Annotated in this window: 21 protein-coding genes; 15 read left to right on the top strand and 6 right to left on the bottom strand. The window is 38.6% G+C overall.

From position 1 onward, the window contains the following. Position 1 precedes the first annotated feature (1 nt). The 7 genes from JZ787_RS16590 to JZ787_RS16560 all read left to right on the top strand — a co-directional run bounded on the left by JZ787_RS16590 (position 2) and on the right by JZ787_RS16560 (position 4,732). A complete protein-coding gene (locus JZ787_RS16590; RefSeq protein ID WP_346312893.1) occupies positions 2–415 on the top strand; it encodes a hypothetical protein in 414 nt (137 codons plus the stop codon). 140 nt (positions 416–555) lie between these two features. Continuing rightward, positions 556–807, top strand: coding sequence for a hypothetical protein (locus tag JZ787_RS16585; protein ID WP_004693049.1), 252 nt, complete (start codon positions 556–558; stop codon positions 805–807). 33 nt (positions 808–840) lie between these two features. After that, positions 841–1,566 (top strand): zeta toxin, encoded by a 726-nt coding sequence (locus tag JZ787_RS16580; protein ID WP_346312892.1) that lies wholly within the window; start codon positions 841–843, stop codon positions 1,564–1,566. A gap of 471 nt (positions 1,567–2,037) precedes the next feature. Beyond that, positions 2,038–2,454, top strand: coding sequence for a YeeE/YedE thiosulfate transporter family protein (locus JZ787_RS16575; RefSeq protein WP_058951967.1), 417 nt, complete (start codon positions 2,038–2,040; stop codon positions 2,452–2,454). 1 nt (position 2,455) lies between these two features. Then, positions 2,456–2,878 (top strand): DUF6691 family protein, encoded by a 423-nt coding sequence (locus JZ787_RS16570; RefSeq protein WP_005399421.1) that lies wholly within the window; start codon positions 2,456–2,458, stop codon positions 2,876–2,878. Continuing rightward, on the top strand, positions 2,875–3,744 hold the full coding sequence (locus tag JZ787_RS16565; protein ID WP_346312891.1) for an MBL fold metallo-hydrolase: 870 nt from the start codon (positions 2,875–2,877) through the stop codon (positions 3,742–3,744). Before JZ787_RS16570 ends, JZ787_RS16565 begins: the two co-directional genes overlap by 4 nt. 214 nt (positions 3,745–3,958) lie before the next feature. After that, positions 3,959–4,732, top strand: coding sequence for an alpha/beta fold hydrolase (locus JZ787_RS16560; protein WP_346312890.1), 774 nt, complete (start codon positions 3,959–3,961; stop codon positions 4,730–4,732). Here the strand turns inward: JZ787_RS16560 and JZ787_RS16555 are convergent, their stop codons facing one another. Genes JZ787_RS16555 through tssH form a run of 6 tightly spaced genes read right to left on the bottom strand, consistent with a single transcriptional unit; the run spans position 4,733 to position 12,313 of the window. Beyond that, positions 4,733–5,701, bottom strand: a complete 969-nt coding sequence (locus JZ787_RS16555; protein ID WP_346312889.1) for a M15 family metallopeptidase — start codon at positions 5,699–5,701, stop codon at positions 4,733–4,735. It abuts the gene before it with no gap. Beyond that, positions 5,698–6,297, bottom strand: coding sequence for a hypothetical protein (locus tag JZ787_RS16550; RefSeq protein WP_346312888.1), 600 nt, complete (start codon positions 6,295–6,297; stop codon positions 5,698–5,700). Before JZ787_RS16550 ends, JZ787_RS16555 begins: the two co-directional genes overlap by 4 nt. A 12-nt stretch (positions 6,298–6,309) precedes the next feature. Continuing rightward, complete coding sequence (gene icmH / locus JZ787_RS16545) at positions 6,310–7,107, bottom strand: type IVB secretion system protein IcmH/DotU (protein WP_346312887.1); 798 nt, start codon at positions 7,105–7,107, stop codon at positions 6,310–6,312. Positions 7,108–7,118: 11 nt separating this feature from the next. Then, positions 7,119–8,483, bottom strand: coding sequence for a type VI secretion system baseplate subunit TssK (tssK, locus tag JZ787_RS16540; RefSeq protein ID WP_346312886.1), 1,365 nt, complete (start codon positions 8,481–8,483; stop codon positions 7,119–7,121). Positions 8,484–8,488: 5 nt separating this feature from the next. Continuing rightward, complete coding sequence (gene tssA / locus JZ787_RS16535) at positions 8,489–9,619, bottom strand: type VI secretion system protein TssA (protein WP_346312885.1); 1,131 nt, start codon at positions 9,617–9,619, stop codon at positions 8,489–8,491. 21 nt (positions 9,620–9,640) lie between these two features. Further along, on the bottom strand, positions 9,641–12,313 hold the full coding sequence (gene tssH / locus JZ787_RS16530; RefSeq protein ID WP_346312884.1) for a type VI secretion system ATPase TssH: 2,673 nt from the start codon (positions 12,311–12,313) through the stop codon (positions 9,641–9,643). Between the two features lie 375 nt (positions 12,314–12,688). Between tssH and JZ787_RS16525 the strand changes: the two genes are divergently transcribed. The 8 genes from JZ787_RS16525 (at position 12,689) to JZ787_RS16490 (ending at position 20,656) form a co-directional block, all read left to right on the top strand. After that, positions 12,689–13,339 carry a hypothetical protein gene (locus JZ787_RS16525; protein ID WP_346312883.1) on the top strand — a complete coding sequence of 217 codons (651 nt, stop codon included), beginning with the start codon at positions 12,689–12,691 and terminating at the stop codon, positions 13,337–13,339. Between the two features lie 40 nt (positions 13,340–13,379). Continuing rightward, on the top strand, positions 13,380–13,883 hold the full coding sequence (gene tssB, locus JZ787_RS16520; protein WP_218289410.1) for a type VI secretion system contractile sheath small subunit: 504 nt from the start codon (positions 13,380–13,382) through the stop codon (positions 13,881–13,883). Continuing rightward, complete coding sequence (gene tssC, locus JZ787_RS16515) at positions 13,876–15,357, top strand: type VI secretion system contractile sheath large subunit (protein ID WP_004693079.1); 1,482 nt, start codon at positions 13,876–13,878, stop codon at positions 15,355–15,357. The genes tssB and tssC overlap by 8 nt, the downstream gene beginning before the upstream one ends. Positions 15,358–15,403: 46 nt before the next feature. Further along, the gene (locus tag JZ787_RS16510) at positions 15,404–15,907 is read left to right on the top strand and encodes a type VI secretion system tube protein Hcp (RefSeq protein WP_004693082.1); all 504 of its coding nucleotides are present in this window, start codon (positions 15,404–15,406) and stop codon (positions 15,905–15,907) included. A gap of 66 nt (positions 15,908–15,973) precedes the next feature. Next, a complete protein-coding gene (tssE, locus tag JZ787_RS16505; protein WP_010326723.1) occupies positions 15,974–16,450 on the top strand; it encodes a type VI secretion system baseplate subunit TssE in 477 nt (158 codons plus the stop codon). 12 nt (positions 16,451–16,462) lie between these two features. After that, on the top strand, positions 16,463–18,271 hold the full coding sequence (gene tssF / locus JZ787_RS16500) for a type VI secretion system baseplate subunit TssF (RefSeq protein WP_346312882.1): 1,809 nt from the start codon (positions 16,463–16,465) through the stop codon (positions 18,269–18,271). Next, positions 18,235–19,236, top strand: coding sequence for a type VI secretion system baseplate subunit TssG (gene tssG, locus JZ787_RS16495; RefSeq protein ID WP_183175873.1), 1,002 nt, complete (start codon positions 18,235–18,237; stop codon positions 19,234–19,236). Before tssF ends, tssG begins: the two co-directional genes overlap by 37 nt. After that, on the top strand, positions 19,229–20,656 hold the full coding sequence (locus JZ787_RS16490; RefSeq protein WP_346312881.1) for a hypothetical protein: 1,428 nt from the start codon (positions 19,229–19,231) through the stop codon (positions 20,654–20,656). The genes tssG and JZ787_RS16490 overlap by 8 nt, the downstream gene beginning before the upstream one ends. Positions 20,657–20,720 lie beyond the last annotated feature (64 nt).

The following is a 20,720-nucleotide window of genomic DNA, read 5'->3' as shown; positions in this document are numbered from 1 at the left end:
CATGAAAAAACAAACATGGACGTTGCTTAGCCTTTCGTTATTTTTATCATCATTTCTATCAACCCTGAGTTATGCAGAAACAACGAAGCTAACTCAGGCACAGTATGATCAGAAGATGGCTGAATATACAGCAACTGTGAATTCAACTAAAACCGTTTTAGATGCAAAAGATAATCCAGCGACAGCAACAGAAATGAAAACCGCATTTTGTCAGCGTATGGATGCATATCATCAAATTGCTGCGCTATCTAAAGCCAATATTGAGTTAAGTACCGCTTCAGTGATGCTGATGGTGGCCAACCGTTACCTTGAGCAGCAAGAAAAAAGCCTGACCGATGCAGGGATGAATGAAAGTGCCTTCTGCCCAACGGCTAAAGCTTTAAAAGTTGAAGATACGAAACGATTAAAAAAGTAAAGTAACCCAATAAGACAGCATGAAATTAGTGTAGATATTAAGATCTAATTTATTGTTTCAGGATGCTGTATAAATAGACAATGTCCTCGATTGTGTTAAGATAAATAAAAATCAACCATCGTTTGAGTAGGAGTTGGTGTATGGCAGCTTATACCGACATTAAAGTAGGCAAATATGAGGATGATATGATTCCTAAACTTGCCATTCATGCTTTTCATGATGCTTTTCAAAAAGCAACCACTCGTTCGTCTGTAGTTTATGCAAAAGCTGAACAGTTGGTTGAACGCGATATTCATGGCAATGAAACTGTTTTACAAGACTTAAGTCATGCTTATGTCGATGTAGGCGTTTTACCGACACTGACACGTAAAAAGAAACACGCGACCGTATAGATTGATATGCCACCTCGACAACCTAGAATAAGAATGTTTGCAGGGCCGAATGGTTCTGGTAAAAGCACTGTTAAAGATTACCTCTTGCCCCAACATATTGGGGCATATTTAAATGCGGATGAACTGCAACAAAACCTAAGACAGAGTCAACGCCTTGATTTGTTAAATTATCATCCTTCCTTAAAAGCTTCAGAGTTGGTCACTTTTCTAAAAAGTAAGAAGCGTCCTCAAACGGGACATTTCGTGGCCTTACTTGCACATGAACCAATTGTGCTAGATGAATGGAAGATCGAGTTCAAAACCGAAGAAATTGATTCTTATCTCTGTGCACGCATTATTGATTATATCCGGCTTGAGTTTCTGCGCTTAAAAGTCAGTTTTACTTTTGAGACGGTAATGTCACATATCTCTAAAGTTGAGTTTCTCCGAGAAGCGAAACGTCAGGGTTATAAAACCTATCTATATTATGTCTCAACAGTAGACCCACAAATCAATATTGCCCGAGTCAAGTATCGCGTCAGTGTGGGTGGTCATCCTGTTCCTGAGCAGAAAATTATTGAACGTTACTACCGTAGTATGGATCTGCTCATGCAAGCCATAGAGTGCTGTGATCGAGCCTACTTGTTTGATAACTCTTCTGACGGTATACAAGCGTCTTTTCTTGCAGAAATAGAAGCAGCTGAAACCTTAAAAATGAATGCCGCCGTGTCTAAGCTCCCAATATGGTTTGCAGAGCGCGTATTATCAGAATTCCAATAAACTGCTCAGAAAAAGAGCAGATTATTTTATCCTTTTTCATGTGTCTGCCCGCATAAAAAAATATTCAAAAGTCGCGAATGTGTTTTATAAACCCAGAATAATACTCATGATGTGGAGATGTGCCCTAATTCTATTCAGTTTCTTAAATGAAAACTATAATGAAATAAAACGAGAGAAGTTAAGTATTTCTAATCTAAAAAAGAGCTGAATACAAAATCTCTCGGGGATATATTCAAGCTTTTTACCTTATTGTGAAGAATAACTATGTAAAAGAAATGCTTTAAGGTGTTATCTAAAAGACTAAAAGCTTCGAGAACGGACGGGTAGTGCCATTCAAATATCTAAAGCTAGATGAAAGACCCCGTAGATAGTGGTCATAGACGTGCATAGCATCGATAGATACAAAGGGGGCTTGATTATTTTTTAATTAAATATATTATAAAAACGTATATTGTTTTAAGGCGCTTACCAATGCATGATTTTGCGTGGTCTTTTATAGGTGGAATATTACTCGGCATCTCCGTCGTTGGATATTTATATACCAATGGGCGGATTGCGGGAATTAGTGGTCTGGTCTCACAAGTTTTAAACTTAAAAGGGATTATAAATACGCCTGCACTGTGGTTTTTATTGGGCCTGTTCATTGTTCCGTTTATATATGCCGCTTTTGTTCAGCCAGAGATCTATATTGAAGCTACACCTTTCATGTTAATTATTGCGGGCGTATTGGTCGGCTTTGGAACTCGCTTAGGATCTGGTTGTACCAGTGGGCATGGTATTTGTGGTATCAGTCGCTTATCCAAACGTTCAATCATCGCTACGATTAGTTTTATTTTCGCAGGCTTTATCACTGTGTATGTCGTCCGTCATATGCTTGGAGCAATCTAAAATGAGAAATGTTTGGGCGTTCATTTGGGGTGGATTATTTTCAATCGGTCTCATGCTTTCAGGAATGTCGAATCCTGCGAAGGTGATTGGCTTTTTAGATATTTTTGGACAGTGGGATGCCAGTCTAGCTTTTGTGATGATGGGCGCGATTGCGATTGCATTTATTCCTTTTCAAAAAGCTGTACGTCAGCCACATCCACAAACCTTTTATGGTGAAGCCATACAACTTCCTAAAAATACGAAAATCGACAGAAAACTGATCTTGGGAAGTCTGCTATTTGGTATAGGCTGGGGAATTGCGGGAATTTGTCCTGCGCCGAGTTTTACTTTGATTGGGTTGGGTTATTATCAAGCGATCTATTTTATAATTGCGATGTTTGTCGGTGTACTGCTACATCGTAAAGTAATGGAGAAAATGCCATGAAGCAAACCGCGCAAGTAAAAGCATTTTTTGATACAGCGAGCAACACGTTTAGTTATGTAGTGAGCGATCCAGACACTCAGCGCTGCGCCGTGATTGATAGTGTGTTGGACTATAATGCAGCATCGGCAACGACCAAAACAGAGCAGGCCGATTTAATCATTACTTATATTCAAGAAAATAGCCTAAGCGTAGACTGGATTTTAGAAACACATGTTCATGCAGATCATCTAAGTGCTGCACAGTATTTAAAGCAAAAACTAGGTGGAAAAATTGCAATTAGTCATAAGATTGAGACCGTACAACAAACTTTTGGTGAGATTTATCACTTAGATATTAAGAGTTTAAATGCCAAGCAGTCATTTGATTACCTTTTTGCAGATCATGAGATATTTTTGATAGGCAACATAGAAGCTTATAATATTCCGACACCAGGGCATACACCAGCGTGTCTCAGTTATGTCATTGGTGATACTGTTTTCGTGGGGGACACGTTGTTTATGCCTGACTATGGGACGGCACGTTGTGATTTTCCAAAGGGGAGTGCGGCGGCTTTATTTGACTCAGTGAAGACTTTGTACACATTGCCAGATCAAACGCGGATGTTCTTATGTCATGACTACTTACCCGAAAGTCGTGATCAATACCAATATGAGACATCGGTTTATTCGCAAAAGCATGAAAACATTCATATCAATACTACAACGGAAAGGGCCGATTTTGTCGAGATGCGAAACCGCCGTGATGCAACGTTAAGTATGCCAAAATTGATATTACCCGCAATTCAAATCAATATGTTTGCAGGCAAGTTCCCTCAACCAGAAGACAATGGTATTTCTTACTTAAAAATTCCGCTGAATTATTTTTAAAACAGAAAAGTAGCAAGACTTAAAGCATTCGGCATCTTTTCACTTGCTTAAAATCTGATATTAAACAGACATGCACATCATGCTTTTAAATTTAGCCTAAGCAAATATCTCACCTAAAATAGCCTAAGCAAAATTGAACTTAATATAAAAAGTCATTTGATTTATTTCCATTAAAAATTCAATATCTATAGGAATCAAATAAAGTAAGTTTCATATGATCCTAAATCATCAATTTCATCAAAATGAGCAGCCGCGTGCAAAAACATTGGTCTTTGTTCACGGTTTATTTGGCAGTTTAAGTAATTTAGGGATGTTGGCTCGGGAGTATTATTCAAGCCACCATGTATTACAGGTAGATGTACGTAATCATGGGTTATCTACACATTCAAATGTGATGAATTATGAAGTCATGGCAGCCGATCTAATTGAAACTTTAGATGAACTCAATATCGAGCACTTTTCTTTGATCGGGCATTCTATGGGTGGAAAGCTGGTGATGAAAGTGACAGAGCTCGCAGCAGATCGACTAGATCAACTGGTGGTATTGGATATTACGCCTATTGCTTATAAAGAAAATCATCATGAGCAGATTTTTAAAGCGCTCTTTGCGGTACAAAAAGCAGATATTGAAACACGTCAGCAAGCTATAGAAATCATGCGTGAATATCTCAAAGAAGAAATGGTGATTCAGTTTCTTCTGAAATCTTTTAGCAAAGGGAAGTGGTTGTTTAATGTAGATGCACTGTATCAGAACTATACTCAAATTCTTTTATGGGAAAATATAGAAACATGGCATAAGCCTGCATTATTTATACGTGGTGGAAACTCACCTTATGTAGCAAAGCCAAAATATATAGCGGCTATCCAATCGCAGTTTTCTCAAGCCCAGATTCAGACGGTGGCAGATGCTGGACACTGGTTACATGCAGAGAAAACTGCGCAAGTTTTGCAAATCATCACTCAATATTTGAGTCAGCCTTCAACCTGATTAACTCAAATTCGCAGCTGAAAGTTGTCCTTCAGAGGTCAGCTTTTCAGCCATTTCCGCAGTTTTCTTTAAATTCGGCATTCGATATTCAGTATGGCCATAGTCTTGGATCGACTTCCAACGCCCGCCCCAAGTTAAACCTACAGATTCTGCAACTTCACCATAGAGTTGATAGCCACGCATCGCCCATGGATCTCGTTCTGAAATAATGACTTTTCCATCCCGCTTAAATGCGACATCCGCCGCCAATCCAAATTGGTGGTAACTTTGGTAACCACGCGCCAAAGTCGTATTTTTATTGCTGGCTAAGGAATTTTGACGCTGCGGGCTACGATAGCCTTCCAGTAAAACAAGTTCATATCCATGCTGCTCACGCATGATTTTAAATACCATCAATAGACGTTGTTTATAGCGTGGGTTCATTTTGTGCCACTTACGGTCAGCTGTTGCTAAATTGTCATGTGAATGAGTTGAATGTACATCCTGAATACTCGGATCGTAATTCAAAGCACTGGCTTGAATAGAATTATTATTAAGATCCGCTTGCTCAAGCAGACTTGCTTCAACTATGGCCGCAGCAACTAAGGATTCTTCGATCTCTGGTGGTGGGGACAAAATTTGTCCATCAAGTAGGGCATAAATTTGTGGATCCGATTGTCTTAAATAATCGGCTTCGATTTTAGTGGGTGTGACGGGGCTGGTAAAAGCAAACATTAAGATGCTAGCAAATAAAAATAGACCTGCAACCAATATCCACCACTGTTGAATATGCCAATGCGATTGCAATTGCTCAGGCGCAGCAGCATGATTTATATGCTGTGCAAAATGACGAGCGGATTGAAATCTTTGTTTTCCTTGAGGAATTAACCCAACAAAAAAGCCTGCTAATTTTGCTCTAAGTTCATAGGACAGTGCTAAACCCAGCCCTAGTGCCAGGATTAGAAAAAGTGAAAAAAGAGCATAAATCATAGTCTGATAGTAGCTGGCATTGGGGCTTCGACGGTACGAGTTGTAATCTTGGTTTGTACACTGCCTGTGGGAGATTCTTCGGATTTTTCCACTACCTGTTCTGCTTTAGTTACTTTGCCGTGATTTTTATCTTTCGGTGCGGCCGAACTTTGCGCTGACGAGTTTTGTTTCTTATTTTCTTTTGGTAAGGGCTGCGGACCAGCACTCTTCATCGATGGTGCAGAAACTGTTTCAGCTGGACGAAGAAATGCTTTGCTTAATTCATCTTCTTTGGGTTGAGGAAAATCAGAAGGCGGCTCAGTTACATTTGAAGGTTGAACACTTTTAGAAGGGATGACTTTAGTCGCTTCAAAAATAGCTTCGGGTTCCCGCGTCGGGGCGTCATTATCGACTGCGGGTTCAGTGACATCTGCGTTAGAACTTGGACTAACCTGTATTGAATCATTTTTTTGTTGTGTAAAAAAGTAAGTAAAACCAAGAGCGGCCATCAATACGACACCACTCAAAAAACCACCAAACGCATAGAGCATAGGTGAAATATTTTTCTTTTTTGTAGACGTCAAAATTTTGACTGAAGTCCGTTTTTCATGAGCCATGGGGTTTAGTTCTTAGGGTAAATGAATAGTAATATGTGCCTGTTCTGTTGGCGTAGAAATGACATTTTCATATGTGGCTAAAGAATTCGTACTTTGCTTTGATAACATATAGCGCAAGCCCGCAAAGGATAAGAGTGCGAATATGATTAGAAAAAGTAAAATCCAGTAAAAAGGAAGCTCACGGTGAATCATGTGTTTAATTTGATCGGGGAGCGATGCAAAAGGAGAAAAGGCCGCCTTTTTTCCTTTTAAGTAGTCGATTTCATCGCCTACACGTGCCACCAAATGGTTTAAATTTTCTATAGATTCAATGCGATATCTACCATGAAAACCCAGAAGCATGCAGTAATGATAAACTTCAAGTGCGGCTAATCGACTATTTCCTTTACGGCGTAACTCTTCTAAAATTTCGAAAAAACGATAACCCGCAAGTTGCGAGCCAAATAAACTAAGCTGTAAGGGACTGATTAACCAACTATTTTGTAGCTCGAAAAATTGTGCATCTTGCTGAGTTACAATGGTTTCATCTAATAATGCACAGTAAGCATATTTAGCATCTTGAATATCATCTGATGAAAATTGTAATTTTCGGGCTTGGTTTTCAAAACGGTTGAGTAGGGCAATGATTTTTTCGCGAAATTCCGTTGCACTACTCGGTATATATTTGTTTTTTAATAAAAATACAATATAAAACCCGTCATGGAGTAAGTCGACCAAGTTGGTTGTACTGGTGACTTTGGCTGTGATGGGCTGAGAAATTGAACCAGTTCCAATTTGTCCATCATCAAAAAGTGAAGGGGCATTATTCATGATTCATTTCCTTAGCCATTCATCACGGCAATCAATTCAACAGCAATATCTTGGAAACCTGCTGGAATATAAATACAAATAGACTCGGCATCCAACATGCGTTGGTATAAATCATTATTCGGTTCAATTTCAAAGTAACTCACACCAGATCGCACTGGAATAGCGGTTGGAACCTGCATTAAATGATGCAAAGGAACTGCTGGAAGTGCTGCAATGACGCGTTGTTCAACATCTACGGTATTGCCGACTTTAAATCGCAACGGAACCAATTGAATCAGTTCGTGGCTTTGCATCATGCTGCTAGAAACAGCCAAGTAAAGCCTTGAATCTCTAGTAATTTTGTCTGACTCTAAGCTGCCTAACCAATAAGATGGTCGTGTTTCTTTGAGTTGGATACTGATATAGCGGTTTGAAATAATCGTATCTAATAACTCACGTAGAATGGCATCGAGCTGACTAAAACTTTCTTGTAAATTATGGTGTTGATAGCGAGGTAAATGATCAACCTCATGAGCCGTTGAAAAGGTCAGTAATGAGCCTGTTAAACGTAATAATTCAAAAAACAGTCGCTCTGGATGGATATGCGGGTATTGCAATAAATGATTCAACGTCGCGTGTGCTGTGTTGAGTGCATTAACCAGCCAAAATGACACAATGTCGCCAGAGCGAAATTCAATCAGTTTTTGCTCGTTTTCTCGATTATTACTTTGAATGGTTTTAATTTTCGCTTTGATAACATTTAAGCTGCGTTTCAAACTCGAGATAAGATTTTCAGAAGATTCAATATGCAAAATAGGCGGAATAAAATGACGATCAAATTCAAATTGGCCTGAGCTTTGACGTTTAATTTTTGCTAAAGCTAAATACAAATAACCATCCAGCTCTTGATTCGGTTCTACGTTCGCCTCTAACAAGCGAAACTCTGCACGGCGGCGCAATAAGGTGATATCCGCTGCAGTTGCATCAGTAAATAAATCATGGGTTGAGGTCAGATAAGAGTGGTAGCGACCGAACTGCGCACTGTTTTGAGCGCTCACATTTTTCTTATTGGCTTGTACAATCGGTAAAGCTAAATAAACCAAGATTTCGCCACGTAAATTCAGTTCATCTAATAACACTGGCTCTGGCAGTAAATCACGTGTCGGCGCCTGATAGATTTCACCATCTTGCCAAATCATACTAATACTTTCGAGTGCCAAGATATGTGTGTGTAACTGGGCCTCATCAAATTGAATATTTTGAATGCCATAGGCAAATGGAATCGTGGAACGAATGGTATGATTCAGACGTTGTTCATGATACGCATCTTGTAATTGAAAATGTTGAGGACGTAAAAATAGACCTTCACCCCAAAGTATTTTTTCTGCTTTAAACATTTAGATTACCAATCGCTTGATTCATTTGCTTGTTGTACGCCAAGTAGTTCTTGGACGTTATGCAGTGGATTTTCGTTTTTAATGACTTGATTTAACCATTCATGTAGTGGCATCTGACTCCACTTGATGGTTTTCTGTAACATATAGCTTACGGGACTATGCGGTTCATTGGCTTGGAAATAGTCAGAAATTTCTTGTAATACCCGCATGGCTTGTTCGCGGTTTGCTAAGTGATTTTGCGGTTGAACCTGAAAGCCTTTGGATGGATGGACGGTGTTCATGTCAATCTCTTGTTCTTTGTGCTGGGTAAATGAAAGTGCCTGTGTTGTTATCGTTGCGGCAGCAGAAGACTCAGATGTTTGTGTCGCCATTACTGGTTGGGTAAAAACATCGGTTTTATAGAGCTTTTTTAAACTGGTGTGGATGTTTTCAAGCTGAGTATCAATCGAAGCAAAGCTTGGTGCATCTAAGCCCATTAAGGTATCTAACACACTTTTCAAAATTGACCATTCAGCCAGAATTGCCGAAAAATGTTGATAGTTCTGATATTGAAATGATTTTGATGTATTGAACAAGCTCTGCTCAAACTGTTCCAAAATCTGTGAGCTATTGGCATCATCCGTATAACTTTCTACTTGTTTCAACAAATGGTTTTTTTGTCTCAGTAAGGCTTCATAATCACTGAGTGAAAATGAAGGAACATTCACGATAGCGACTTGTTTAATCAGTGGAATCAAATGATTAATTGAACCTTGCAATAAACCTAGACGTTGATCTAAATCTTCGTCTTCAATTTCAGGATGAAGTTGTGTCCAATACTCATTTAGCGTCCGATGCATAAGCTCTAGGGCTTTTGCAGTACCTTCAAATCCGTATAAATTTGACCACGCTTCAAGTAACCAGCCTAATAAGCGTAAATCCTTCGATTTCCCCGTGAGAAGCTCGATAGATTTTTGTTCAACGAAATGCCAGTCTGCTTGTTTAGGTTCAGCGACCCAATCGCCTTGATCAAGTAATGGATCATCCTGAGTTTTTGCAATTTTGATAGCGTGGAATTCATTGGAAAAAGACAAGTCTTGTCCACATGGTTGATCGCTTGAGATAGGAGACAATAAAGGCTCGATTTCTAAGCTCATAATTTTACACTCTATATTCTATTAAACTTGATTCGCTTTATTTTTAGCAGGATGTCGTTTCTTTTTAGCCGTGGTCTTTTCGACAGGGTCTAAAATATAAGTAATTTCATCATCTTTGACATCGATCTGAATGACTTTAGGCAAATGATCTGCTGCCAAAGCCATCAATATTTCTGTGGCTAAAGCAGGCAATATACTGGCATTTAAAATGTGATCAACATTCCGTGCGCCGCTATCGACTTCCGTGCAGCGACTTAATAACAGTTCTACCAGTTCCTCTGAATATTGAACTTTGGTTTGGTACTGCTTCTCAAGGCGAGCGGTTATTTTTTTGATTTTATGATGGATAATTTGAACCAGTAAATCATCATGCAGTGGTAAATAGGGAACGATACGCATGCGCCCTAAAAAAGCAGGTTTAAATTGTTTATATAAACTTGGTTTTAACTGCTCAGCTAAGTTTTCTGCTGTTGGCCATGTCTCAATCGGTTGATTCAAACACGCCTGCATAATGGCATTCGAACCTACATTCGAGGTCAAAATAATGGTGGTATTCTTAAAGTCGATGATTCGGCCTTCACCATCCTCAAGCGTACCTTTGTCGAAAACTTGATAAAAGAGTTCTTGAACATCGTTGTGTGCTTTTTCAATTTCATCCAATAAAACCACACTATAAGGATTGCGGCGAACTGCTTCAGTCAGCACACCACCTTGACCATATCCCACATATCCAGGTGGAGCACCTTTTAAAGAAGAAACGGTATGTGCTTCTTGATATTCAGACATATTAATAGTGATTAGGTGGGATTCTCCACCATAAAGCTCACTTGCCAGCGCAAGTGCGGTTTCGGTTTTACCGACACCACTTGGCCCCACCAACATGAACACGCCTTGCGGTTTATTGGGATCATCCAATTTTGCTTTAGATGTTTTAATTCCCTGAACCAGTTGATGTAGGGCAGAGTCTTGTCCCATAACACGCTCAGCCAGTTTGCTTTCTAGGCTGAGAATTTGTTTTATTTCATCGTTCACCATATTACCCACAGGAATACCGGTCCAGTCTGAAATAATTTCATTAATGATTTGTGCATTAACACGCTCAAACACTAAGGGATTCTGGCCTTGTACATTGCTTAATTCTTCACGAAGCGCAGCAATCTCTTTTTGATCGTTGTGAACCGTTGTATCTTGTTGGAGTTGTTTTATCTGCTCAACAAGCGCTCTTTCTTTTTGCCATTGCGCTTGAGTGTGTTCAATTTCACACTCAAGCTGCGCTAGTTTTTGCATCAAATCGTGCAAGCGCTCATGATGAATCGGTAAATTTTTATGTTCATTTTCTAAAATCTCATATTCAAGTTTGAGATTATGTTGTTGAGCATGTATCTGATCTAACTTTACAGGTTGTGCATTCTGAGTGAGTGCTACACGCGCTGCGGCTGTATCCAGTACACTAATTGCTTTGTCTGGGAGTTGACGACCACTAATATAGCGATGTGAAGAGTGTACGGCTGTGACGATGGCTTCATCATCAATATTTAAATTAAAATGATTGGCCATGACTGGTAACATGGCACGTAACATATCGATGGCGACATCTTCGGTTGGTTCTTCAACTTTAACGACTTGAAAGCGTCGACTGAGTGCCGCATCTTTCTCAAAATATTGTTTATATTCAGCCCATGTGGTTGCTGCAATGGTACGTAACTCACCACGAGCCAGTGCGGGTTTTAATAGATTGGCAGCATCATTTTGGCCTGCTTGACCTCCTGCACCAATCAAAGTGTGAGCTTCATCAATAAATAAAATTATAGGATGCGTGGCAGACTGAACTTCTTGAATCACTTGTTTCAAGCGATTTTCAAATTCACCTTTTACGCTGGCACCTGCTTGTAATAGTCCCATATCAAGCGTATGCAGCTGAACATTTTTTAAAGCATCAGGCACTTGGTTGTTCACAATTTTTAATGCCAAACCTTCAACGACAGCCGTTTTTCCTACACCCGGTTCACCAGTTAAAATGGGGTTATTTTGGCGTCGGCGCATTAAGATATCGAGCATTAAACGTATTTCAAACTCACGACCGATAACAGGGTCGATAAGGCCACTTTGTGCCTTTTGGGTCAGGTTAATTGTATATTGATCAAGTGCTGGCGTTTTGTTTTTAGCCAAATGCTGTGCAGGTTCAGTGCTTTCGCTTGGCGTTGGTTCCTGTAAAACGTTTTGTTCGATACTGTTTGAGCAAAGGTCTAAAAATTTATGCTTCATTGTGTCGATCGGGAACAGTTCAAATTGGCTCGAAGCGCGTAAAGCCATTTGATGTAAATCTGGTGCTGTTAAAAGTGCTACCAACACATGACCTGTTCGAATAATAGGATTTTGTTCGGCTGAAGCAAGTAACCAAGCTTGCTCTAATAAACGAATAATGGATTGAGCAAAGATAGGGGTGCGAGTATTTCCCTTAGGTAACTGGGAAAGACTAAGTTGTAAGTCTTTAACTAAAGAATCATGGGAAATTTTATATTTTTCAACTAATAAATAGAGATCATTTAGTTCTGGTTGTTCTAATAATTCAAGAAAAAAATGCTCAATTTCAATTTCATAATTCTGTTGATTAATACAACTATTTGCAGACTTCTCTAGAGCAACACGCGCATGATTAGATAGCTTCTTAATTAATATTTTAAGGTTATTCATATGTAACTCAGTCATGCTTTATAGCAAAGTTTTTACAAGACAAATATGCCAATGGCTATCTGTGTTTTTAGTGTAAATATAAAATTATTTATAAATTAGCATTTTACAAGTCATTATAAATGCTATTTGGCGCGTATTTTATATATATGACATCATAATACACAAATGAAATTTAGATAAAAAAGAAGATACATTACAAAAAACAAACATAGTTACTTTTGAGTAACATTTCTTTCCTTGACTTTGGGTGTCATATTTTTGTTAAATCCAAGCGCATTATATAAGCAGAAGATATTTACCTAGGGTGTGTATATTTTAAATCGAAGTTACTGATAATAATTTTAATTTTTTATTCATAAAGGTTTGAGGCAAGTTTTGAAAAAATATTATTTAATTTTACCTACATTCGTTTTATTAACGGTGACACCATTTGCTTTTGCAGCGGTAGAAGAGGGTATTAGTTTAAAAAATAAGTGTATTAAAAATTACCCATTGGTAAATGGTGAAACTGATCACGATTTACTAAGTTTATATGCACAGATTTGCGATAGTAAAAATAAAAAAAATGATGAGCTAAAAAATAAATTATTGGTTCAAGCTGCTAGTCGATATCAAGAACTTGGGAAAAGTTATAAAGCACTTCAACTGGTTGAAGAGTTAAATGCGCGAAATATTAATCACACATCATTAACAGATACTCGGTTTTTAGCTGGCATTTCGATTGCAAATACGGCGTTAAACCATATGCGTCAAGAAGAAATGCGCTATTTATCTGCAGATTTAACTTATCCACCTGCTAAAGAGCTGTCTAATCTCGTTCGTAATTCTTTGCCTGCGCCAGATACAAGTGATGCAAAGGCTGTGGTGATCAAAGCACCAAAGAAAACCACGCGTAAGACTGCGAGTTCAACCAAACAAACCACAAAGAAAACAACGGCTCAGGTGGCAAAACCCAAAAAAGTTGAGAAAGTACAAGCAACAGAAGTGGCGAGCAAACCGAATACAAATCCCTTCAATTCACTTTAAAAACTTTCATTTTTGAAATAATAAAAAACAGGATTTTCATATGGCTAAACGTGAAAGCGTCCAAAAAAAGTTACAGCGTATTCGACCACCTCGGGTACAACTGACTTATGATGTTGAAGTTGGTGATGCTAAAGAAATCAAAGAATTACCATTTGTTGTTGGTGTTTTAGGTGATTTTTCTGCGGCATCTGAAATAGAAAAAACCAAGCTCAAAGACAAAAAATTTATTAATGTTGATTTAGAAAACATTGATGAAGTCATGGAATCTTTAGCGCCACGTGCAGCCTATCAAGTTGAAAATACATTGACTGATGATGGTGGACGTATGTCTGTTGATTTGACGTTTAAGTCGATGGAAGATTTTCGTCCTGAAAATGTGGTTCAGCAAGTGGATCCTTTGAGAAAATTGGTGGAAGCTCGTGAACGTTTGACTGATTTGCGTAACAAAATTTCGAATAATGAGCGCTTAGAAGATCTACTTGATCAAGTTCTGCAAAATACAGATCAAGTACGCAAAATGAGTGTGGAGGCTGAAAATGAATAATGCCCAATCTGCAGCAGTTGCTCAAGATACCACTGAAGAATTTACGCTCTTAGATTCAATTGTTGAACGTAGTCGAATTGCGCGAAATGAAGAAGAGCATGATCGAGCTAAAAGCTTAATTGGCGAACTCGCTAAGGAAGTGATGGCGGGGACGATTACTGTTTCAGAAAACATGACATTATCGATTGATAAGCGTATTGCTGAAATTGATGCACTCATTTCAACGCAGCTCAGTAAAATTATCCATGACGAACAATTTCAAAAAATTGAATCGACATGGCGCGGTTTATATTACTTTTGCCAAGAAACGCCATCTAACCCATTGATTAAGATTCGTATGTTAAATACAACGAAGAAAGAATTAATCAAGGATTTTCAAGGCGCAACGGACTTTGATCAAAGTACATTGTTTAAAAAAATCTATGAAGAAGAATATGGGTCATTTGGTGGTGCACCATATGCCACATTAATTGGCGATTTCGAGTTTGATCGTACACCTTCAGACATGTATTTGCTTGAACAAATTTCACATGTTGCCGCAGCTGCACATGCACCCTTTATTTCTGCAGCAGATGCCAATATCCTCGGTTTGGAATCCTTTACGGATATTGACCGTCCGCGTGAAGTATCTAAAATTTTTGAAACTGCTGAATATGTCCAGTGGCGCTCTTTCCGTGAAAGTGATGATGCGCGTTATGTTGCATTAACGATGCCGCGTGTATTGGGTCGTCTGCCTTATCACCCTAAGGAAGGTACAGCGACTGAAGGCTTTAATTTTGTGGAAGAAGTCTCTGGGCAAAATCATGATGAATATTTATGGATGAATGCAGCCTATGCTTTTGGCACGCGTTTGACCAATGCTTTTGATATGCATGGTTGGTGTGCTGCCATTCGTGGGGTTGAAGGTGGCGGTTTGGTAGAGGGATTACCCGTTCATACCTTTAAAACCAGTGATGGTGAAGTGGTCTTTAAATGTCCAACTGAAATTGCGATCACCGACCGTCGTGAAAAAGAGCTCAGTGATCTTGGCTTTATTCCTTTAGTACATTGTAAAAACACGGATTATGCAGCATTTTTTGGTGCGCAATCGACGCAGAAACCTAAAAAGTATAATAGCGATTCTGCCAATGCAAACTCTGCTTTATCTAGCCAAATTCAGTACATTATGGCCGTTTCACGTATTGCACATTATTTAAAAGCCATGATGCGAGATAAAGTCGGAAGCTTTGCTTCGGCTGGAAACATTGAAACATTTTTAAATGAGTGGTTGGCTCAATATATTTTGCTTGATGACGGGGCTTCACAAGAGGCGAAAGCGCAATATCCGTTGCGTGAAGCATCTGTCAAAGTTGTAGAGAACCCAGCACAACCGGGGCACTACAAATCTGTGGTTTTCTTAAGACCACATTTCCAGTTGGATGAGTTGTCAGTATCACTGCGACTTGTTACTGAGTTACCTCAGTCCTCAAACTAATTTGAGTGCCAACACATAATAACTTTAGAATAGGAAAAGATTACAAATGAAAGACATATACGTACAGTTCAGAGGTAAATATAAGGTCGATGGCGAGTCACGTGATACAGAGCACCAAGGCTGGTTAGAGGTGAACTCTTGGTCACACAACATTCGTCAGCCAAAGTCTGCAACATCATCAAGTGTTGGTGGTCATACGGCAGAACGTGTTGAACATTCTGATATGCTGTTTGTTAAAGATTTGGATGCAACCAGTCCAAAACTTTGGGAAGCATGTTCAGCGGGTTATACCTTTGATGAAGTACAAATTGATTTTTATCGCGCAAATGGCGATAAGCGTATCAAGTATCTACAAATTAAATTGAAGCATGTTTTGGTTTCAAGTGTTACGCCAACAGTAAGTGAGGAAGGTGTTCCGCTTGAAGGGTTTGGTTTGAAATATGCTGCTGTGGAATGGACATATAATCAGCAAGATATTAATGGCACGCAAAAAGGTGCTGTGACCAAAAAATGGTCTCTATCTAACAATACTGCATCATACGCTGCATAAAAATAACTGAAAAAATAAAGGCTAACCAACGTTGGCCTTTATTTATGCGAGATGATTTTAATCAACATGAATCTAGATCAGCTTTATCCCTATGGGTTTAGAAAAACGCTATTTGACCGATTACTACCGACCACTGAACAGGACCGTTTGGGGATGTCTCTTCAGGAGCTACGTGAATCTGTCGCAACTGACTTAGAAGATTTGTTGAATAGTCGTATGGCCAATTTTAATGATTCAATTGATGCTTTCCCGTTGGTGAAAAAGTCCATTGTTCAATTTGGAATCATTGATTTTGTTGGATTATCGACTGCGAATCCGACCGATCGCGATAAAATTTGCCAGTCGATTGCAGCGTCTATTACTGCACATGAGCCGAGACTGAAACAAATCAAAGTCGAAATGTTGCTCGATGGACAGAATATGGGGGCGTTGTGTTTGAGTATTCAAGCCTATTTAAATATTCATCCTTTATATGAACCCGTGATTTTTGATGCTTTGCTCAAACCGACAACACAACAATATGTTATTTCTGCAAGAGCTTAATGGGGCTGATTTGTGATTGAAGAATTATTACCGTACTACGAAAAACAATTACAAGAATTTGGGCAGCAGTCCCGTGAGTTTTCGCAAAAATACCCAAAAATCGCTCAGCGTTTATCCTTAAACCAAGAGCAAGTAGATGATCCGCATATTGAACGCTTAATTCAGTCCTTTTCCTTAATTGCAGCAAGAATTGATAAGAAACTGGCGGACAGTTACGACATCTTTACCCGGTCTTTGTTTGAGGTGATGTTCCCTCAATACCTCAAACCATTTCCTGCATGTACTGTGGTCAGTTTTGAAGACCTAAATAAGTGTAAACAATTAACTGACGCTCATCTCATTCCTAAAAATACCGCAATAAAATCAAGAAGTTTTAAAGGTGTTCAGTGTGAATTTAGCACCACACAAGAACTAAAATTATTACCCATTGAACTGAGTCATCTCAATTTTAAAACCAATCCTAGTGCGCATATGCATTTAAATCAAAATGCAACGCTTAGCTTAGGATTTAATATTTTTAATCAGGCACATCGAATTTTAGAAAAAGAAAATTTGCCTATTTATTTGGATGCGATATCCAATTTTCCACTACAAGTTTTGGATGCGGTGTTCCAGTCCAGCACAGGATTTTCATTAAAGGTTGGTCATCGCGTCATCGACATCCCAAATCCGTTTAGCATCATGGGTTTTGCTGAAACTGAAAGTCTGTTGCCCTTGGATCAACATACGCATCATGCATACCGGCTGTTGATGGAGTATTTCTGTTTTTCTGAAAAATTTAATTTCCTCAATATGAACTTAGGTTTGTTAAAACATTTAGAAAAAGAGCAAAATCAGTTTGAAATTTTGATTCATCTTAAATTAAATTTAAATGATCAGGTCAATATTCGAAATTATTCTGAGTTGAATATCGCAAACTTTAAATTATATGTAGTACCAGTTATCAATTTATTTAAAAAACAAGCTGAACCTCAAAAAATTAATCATCAACAACTCGAATATCCTTTAGTTACCGATGCTCATCATCCTGAGTTTTATCAAACTTATTCGATTACTAAAATGCAAATGATTCGTGAAAAGTCGAATAAAGATCAAACTACTTTTGACATTTATCCATTCTTTGCGATGAGTCATTATCAAAAGGACGAGACTCAGTTTTTTTATAGTTTGAATTCGGCACAGCTACAAAACAAATATGTTGAAACAGGTTATAGTATTATTTCAAAACATTTATCGCCTGAAACAACCAAATCTGATTTTATCAGTACGCAATTATTATGCTCCAATCGTGATTTACCCCATGAGGCATTGAGCCAAGCCAACAATATATTAAATTTGAATGACAGTAGTCTGGCACGGCGAGCTGTTGTTTTAAAAAGACCGAATAAACCCTATTACTTTGAACAAAATAAAAATGAGCAATGGCGGATCATTTCGCATTTATCATTAAATACTTTATCTCTCACTAAGGGCGATGCTCTAAGCCATATTCAAGAACTACTTGAACTCTACAATTTGCCTCAGCTTAAAGAAAACCACCTTATTATTAATGCGATTCAGTCGGTTAATTTTGAATTAAAGCAAAAGATGGTAGATGCAAAACCATTCCCGCTCTTTATACGAGGGTTGAAAGTAAATCTAGGGATAGATTCGAAAGTGTTTCGAGGACATAGCTTATATATTTTTAGCCAGTTGTTGTCACATGTCTTTAATCTAAAAGTCCAGATGAACAGTTTTGTGGATGTTGTTATTTCAGATGCTCAATCTCAACAGGAGTTATACCAATGCGTGCAGAACGTTGGTGGCAAGACACTTCTATAGTTGATGTACTGGTTGAACAACCGAACGCTTTTGAATTTATTCAGGCCACGCGATTATTACGTCATGCGGAAGCTCCCCATACTCAAAAAGAAGGGGATTGGGCAAAGCAGTTTAAGTTTCATAGTTCACTGAATCTCAATTTTCCGAATGCAGAAATTGAGAGTTTGACCCTTGACGAAGAAAAAATTTACTTAACCAACTTAATGATTGGTTTAACTGGGATTCAGGGCACCTTACCGTATAGCTATACCAATAAAATTAAACAAAGTGCGCGTATACAACGGAATGAAACACTTCATTTTTTAGGTTTATTTAATCACAAGCTCACGGCGCAATATGTGGATGCATCTTTAGCTTACCATTTACCGATTCGCTATGAGATTGAGCAAGAAAACCATTACCTCGATATTTTGCATGCACTAAATGGCTATGTGAGTGCGCAGCATGAGCAGCAGGATTTAGATGATTATTTTGCTGAATTCGCTGGATTAATGCAGGGGCAAAATAATACATCACATGCGCTAAAAACCATGCTGAGTTGTGTGTTTAAGCAACCCTTTAAGATTAAAGAATTTGTTGAAGAGATTTTTCACTTGTCCCCTGAACAAAGAAGCACACTTGGGGGTAATGCTAATCAATTGGGTATTAATACCTTTTGTGGAGAAAATATCCGTCAAATAGATGGAAAGATTGAAATAGAAGTTGGCCCCGTCCCGTACACCGAGTATTTAAAATTTTTACCCGATCAAACTGAGAGTATAAAACTCAAACGATTACTCGCGAGCTGGCTCAGTCCAACGCTTGCAGTGGATTTAAGAATCATCCTGAGGAAAGAGGATATTCAACCGATTCAGCTGGGTTCAACGATGACCATTGGTTTATCACAAGGCGCTTTTTTAATGCCGATGCCGACCGAACACAATCACGAAACCTGTTATACATTGATGGGGATGGGGCATGCTTAAGCTCTTTATTGGTACTTTGAGCAGCTTATTGTTGCTTGTCGCAGGAATCGTCATTTTTTACTGGCGTGACATTCAGTATGACCCAACTGGGGCAGACCTGCTCAATTATTTGCTTCTATTTCCACTGATTCTGTGTGTGATTTTATGGTCTCCAGTATTTATTTATCATGCAATTAAAGCTCACCAAAAGCGCAAAGAGCAACAAAAACAAGCGCAAGTAGAGCAGCATCAGGATGATGAGAACCAACAAGCTGAAGCTGTTGAAATTCAGTGGTTAAACCTGAATATTTATTCTTCGTCTGCATATAGTGCCTTTGGGGAAAATGGCGAGATTCTTGACGAGATTAAAAAATTTAAAAGCCCAGAGCTAGATACGCAATTACAAAATGCCTATGGCTTACCGATGCTGTCTTATCGCATACATGCACTAGACCATGTCATTATAAATCAGGACGATGATGAAATCGTTGATCATCCGCGCCATATGCGAATCCAAGCCCTGATCGAGCATCAACTAGAGCAACATGCAGAAACATTGTGGCAAATCTCACAGCATTTAAAGCAATCTGCCTTATTTTATGATAGTGAATTGGCCTATGAGTATCGTATGCATCCGGCATGGATTGATCCTACGAGTGAATATGATAGCAATGAACCAGAGGAACAACCTGATGTGCAGCAGGTTGCTAAATTAAACCGTATCAATATACATATGCTGCTGCCTGAATCAATGTTACATGTTTGGAATGAAGAACAAAGCAGTGGCGTCGTACAGGATTATTTAAGTTCACTGGGCGTGATTACGCAGCAAATTCATCTTGAGCACCATTATTTCAGTCAAGAAACAGCCTATAAAGATTGGATGCTGTTATTGGAACAAATTTCTCAGCAGTCAGAGGAAATCACGTTCATCCTGAATGTAGATTCTGAAATTGACCAAGAACTGCTCGATGAAAAAACATGGTTAACCGATCATTACTTGCCTGCTGAATATGCCTCTAGTTGGTGCTTAGCATCATCGTCTTTACCTCTACTTGAGATCAAACCCTTAAAACAACTCAAGATTGCACTAAACGAGGCAAATCTTGCCAATCATTTTGCATACCCAGCGATGAAGCAATTAGAACAATTTAAAGATATTCAGCCTTTTGTGCTGATGCTCGATGATATTACAGACATTCAAACCATGAAAAAACTTAACCAAATTTTCGATCGAAGTGGGATTGAATCGCATCACTTCATTCATACCAAACAAAGCTTTGGACATACGCAGCATTTGGCCAAAGTATTTGGATTTATGTTGAGTATGCATTTGCCTGATGAGCTGATGGCGATGATTTATAGCACTGATCAATTGTCTACACATTGTTTTCTACATGCGTGTGAAGATAGTAATATCCCTGTAGAACCAACCATTTAAATTAAAAAAGAATAAGAGAGTATTGTGAATTCTTTATTTTATAACGCCTTAGGTTATGTTTGGC

The sequence above is a fragment of the Acinetobacter sp. BWR-L5 genome, assembly GCF_039655985.1.
GTDB classification, from domain to species: Bacteria; Pseudomonadota; Gammaproteobacteria; order Pseudomonadales; family Moraxellaceae; genus Acinetobacter; species Acinetobacter johnsonii.
Note: the sequence above shows the minus strand (reverse complement) of the source record. Positions and strands in the feature narration are given on the sequence as shown.